The sequence below is a fragment of the Kitasatospora sp. NPDC002965 genome (assembly GCF_040611255.1).
Classification (GTDB): Bacteria; Actinomycetota; Actinomycetes; order Streptomycetales; family Streptomycetaceae; genus Kitasatospora.
The window spans coordinates 1-3,533 of sequence record NZ_JBEXNT010000279.1; the positions used below are offsets into that span (position 1 = coordinate 1).

Consider the following 3,533-nt stretch of genomic DNA (forward strand, 5'->3'; position numbering starts at 1 on the left):
ACCGGGCCCGGAGACTTGCAGTGGGCCAACCTGACCGGCCGTCCGCGCGAGCCGGTCAGGGCCGTGGCGGTCAGGGGTGGGGCACCTCGCGGGGCGGGCGGTACTCAGACGCCGCCCGCGGTGGCGACGTGCTCCGCGGCGGGTTCCTCGTCGACGGCCACCCGGTGGCCGGTGGCGCGCAGTTCGGCGCTCCGGAAGGGTTCGAGCTGCTCGCGGCCGTCCGGCATCACCTGGTGGTACCAGTGGCGCAGCAGCGGGTCGGGCTGGTCGGTGGCGTAGAAGGAGTTGTGGACGACGCCCCGGGCGCCTACCAGCGCCTGCTCTCGGGCGGTGGGGCCGTCGAGGATGGTCACGACGTCGCCGTTGGCGAAGGGGGGCGCGGTGGCGGCCTCCTCCTCACCGACCTCCGCGCCGCGGACCGCCGGGTGGAGGAAGACGTCCCCGCGCGCCGTACGTTCCCAGCGGGGCCAGTCGCCGTGCTCGTCCGGGCGCAGTCCCAGGGCGAGGAGGCAGTGCGTGGTGGAGGCGGAGGGGGTGAGTTCCACGTCGAGGAGGAGCAGGGAGGGGGTGCGCCAATGGGGTCCGCGCGAGGTGACGGTGACGCGGCCGAGGGGGGCGAGCGCGTCGGCGACGGCGCGGGTCAGCCGCGGGCCTTCCTCGGTGGGGGCCTCCAGCCGCAGGTTCATCCAGACGAGGCGGTGAGGGGCCAGGGGCATCGTTCGGTCGCTTTCCCGAGTCGGTGGTCGAATCGTGCGCGGATTCTACTGGTGTCGGTCGGTGCCGCCACCGGCCCGGCGGGGGTGCCGGGGCCGGTGGCGGCGGGCGGGTTTCGTCTCAGTGCGTGACGTAGCCGTAAGGGGAGATGTTGGCGTGTTCGAAATCCTTGCCCTGGTTCTTACCGCTGGAGAAGATGGAGAACTTCGTTCCCTTCTTCACCTGGACATCCCATTCGTCCTTCCCGTCGTCCGCCTTCTTCCAGAGATTTCCGTAGGCGTCCCTGAATCCGCCGCCCCTTTCGGGCTTTCCCATCCAGCCCTTCGGCGGGACGAAGGGCACGGGTCCTTCGAGGTCGGTGGGCAGGTTGTGCCTGATGGCGGCGGACCGGGAATTCGCGGTGTATCCCTTCTTGGCGTCGCGGGCGAGTGTGTTGAGCGTGGCCACGCCGTCGCCGAGCTTGGCCGGTGAGACGTGTTTGAGGCTCTGTGCGGCCCACTTCACCCAGTCCAGGTCGGTGGCCCGCTTCGCGATGTGGCTGTTCTTCCCCAGGAGCTTCGCGATCTTGGCCGGCTTGGAGAGGTCACCGGCGAACGGGATGATCGCGACCGCGGACAGGCCGGCACCCGCGAAGTCGCCGCGGAAGAGGCTGAGGAGGCCCGAGGCGCCGTCACTGATCGGTGTGGGGTCGAAGATGCCGATGATGTCGAGGGCCAGGGTGGCGGCGTCGGCGGCGGACAGTCCGCCTTCGAGGTCCATCGGCTCTTCCGGGTGCGCCGGCTCGAACTCGTCGCCCGGGCCGGTGCCCGGGTCGCCGGGGGTGCCCGGCGAGGTGGGCGCGGTGGCGTTGGCCCTGGCCTCCTGCTGGGCGAGCGTGATGGCGTGGCCGAAGGCCTCGCCGGCCAGGGTCAGGGCCTCGCCGGCGCTCTTGCCCGCGGCCACGGCGGAGGCGTACGCGCGCGACGACGACTCGTAGGCGGCGCGGGCGGAGGCCGCGGCGGTGGCGGCGGAGTTCGCGGCGCGGTGGGCGGACCGGGCCGCCTGGGCGGCCGAGCTGTTCGCCGACGCGGCCGCGTTCCTGGCCCGGGTGGCCGATTCGGCGGCCTGGCGCGCGGAGGCGTCGGCGGACCTGGCCGCGTCGGAGGCCTGGTCGGCCGCCTGCTGTGCGGTCTGCGCGGAGGCGGCGGCCTGGGCCGCGTAGCCGGTGGCCTCGGCGGCGGCGCCCCTGGCGGTGGCGGCGGCCTCGGCGGCCTGGGCCGCGTTCTGGGTGGCGGTGGCGGCGAGGGCCTTGCCCTCGGCGACCAGGCGCCGGATGCCGGCGACGTGGACGGCGTCGTCCTGGTCGCGGGTGGCGGCCTTGTGCTGGACCTCGGCGACGAAGTCGCGCAGGAGAGGGGCGGGTCCGGCGAGGGCGACCTGGGCCGCGGCCCTGACGCGCGGTCCGGCGGTGGCCGAGAGCCTGAGCGCCTCGACCTTGTCGTCCTCCTCGCGGGCCAGGTGCTGGCCGGTGGCGAGGAAGACGCGGAACGCCTCGGTGGAGTTGGCGTCCAGGGCGGCCGATCCGGCCTCCTTGACGGCCTTTCCGCCGCTGTTCATCAGGGCGAGGATCTGGACGCGGTAGTCGTCGGTCAGGACGGTGTGCCGGCCGGTCTCCAGGAAGGCCGCCTGCTCGCCGGGGCCGGTGTCCAGCGCGGCGAGGGCTGCCGCCTTGAGCGCGGGGGTGCCGCTCGCCGCGAGGGCGGCGATCTTGGTGTAGTCGTCCTGGGCGGCCGCGGTGCTCCGACCGCCGGCGAGCCACTGCCGGACGTCGGTCTCGGTGCCGGCCAGGGCCGCCTCGGCGGCACGCTCGGTCCACGGCGAGCCGGTCTCCAGCAGACGCAGGGCTGCCTTGCGGCCCTTGACGAGGACGGTCTCGGTGGGTGCCGCGGGGGCGGTGGCCTCGGCGAGGAGCTGCTTGGTCTCCTCGTCCTGGCGCAGTGACTCGGCGCGCTCGGTGGCCTGCGCGGACTGCTGCTCGACGTACTGCTGCTTCCGTTCCTCCGCGTACTGGACGGACAGGTCGCGGTCGCTCTCCAGGGCGACGGTCTCGGCCTGGCGGGCCGTCTGTTCGACCTGGTCGGCCTGGTTCGCGGCGGTGGTGGCCTTCTCGGCGGCCTGGACGGCGGCGTTGGCGTGCTCGGTGGCGAGGTTGGCCCAGTTGCCGGCCTGGCCGGCGTGGTCGGCCGCGTCCTGGGCGGCCCGGGCGGCGGCGTTGGCGTGCGCGGCTGACTCGTTGGCGGCGGTGCGGGCCTGCTGGGCGGCGGTCAGGGCCCGGCCGGCCATCGCCTTGGCGGTGTTGGAGGCCGCGGTTGCGGTGGCGGACAGGCGCCGGGCCTTGGCGGCGGCGGCGTTCGCGCGGTTCGCCTGGGCCTGGGCGACCGCGCTGTTGCCGCCGGCGGCGGTGGCGGCGGTGGCGGCGGCGGCAGCGTGGGAGCCGGCGTCGAGTGCCTCGCCGACGGCGGTCAGGGCCTCGTTGAGGGCGCCGATGGCCTGGAAGACGGACTGGGCCGCGTTGCCGGCGCCGACGGCGGCGTCGCGGGCGGTCTGCGCGGCCGCACGGGCGGCGGCGGCCTGGTTCTGGTCCTGGGCCGCGGCCATTAATCCAAATTTCCCCAGAAGAAGGACTTTGTAGTCCGCCGGCAATAGTAAGTAAGGTACTTTTCCCAGAACCTGAAGGGCCAATGATTGCCACAAACTCACCCTTATCAACAGAGAAATTAGTTTCTTTTAAAGCCTCTATTGTTTCATCCCCATCCTTAAAAGATTTTTTGACATTTTTT

The 3,533-nt window shown here is 72.9% G+C and carries 2 protein-coding genes; both read right to left on the reverse strand.

The features are described 5' to 3' along the window. Window positions 1-104: 104 nt before the first annotated feature. The gene (locus ABZY91_RS41730) at window positions 105-716 is read right to left on the reverse strand and encodes a hypothetical protein (protein WP_355409437.1); all 612 of its coding nucleotides are present in this window, start codon (window positions 714-716) and stop codon (window positions 105-107) included. A 118-nt stretch (window positions 717-834) separates the two neighbouring features. Next, window positions 835-3,351, reverse strand: a complete 2,517-nt coding sequence (locus ABZY91_RS41735) for a hypothetical protein (RefSeq protein ID WP_355409439.1) — start codon at window positions 3,349-3,351, stop codon at window positions 835-837. Window positions 3,352-3,533: the final 182 nt, after the last annotated feature.

Bases quoted from the DNA above. Each gene is read 5' to 3' on its own strand.
- ABZY91_RS41730 (WP_355409437.1), bottom strand. From the start codon at position 716: ATGCCCCTGGCCCCTCACCGCCTCGTCTGGATGAACCTGCGGCTGGAG.
- ABZY91_RS41735 (WP_355409439.1), bottom strand. From the start codon at position 3,351: ATGGCCGCGGCCCAGGACCAGAACCAGGCCGCCGCCGCCCGTGCGGCC.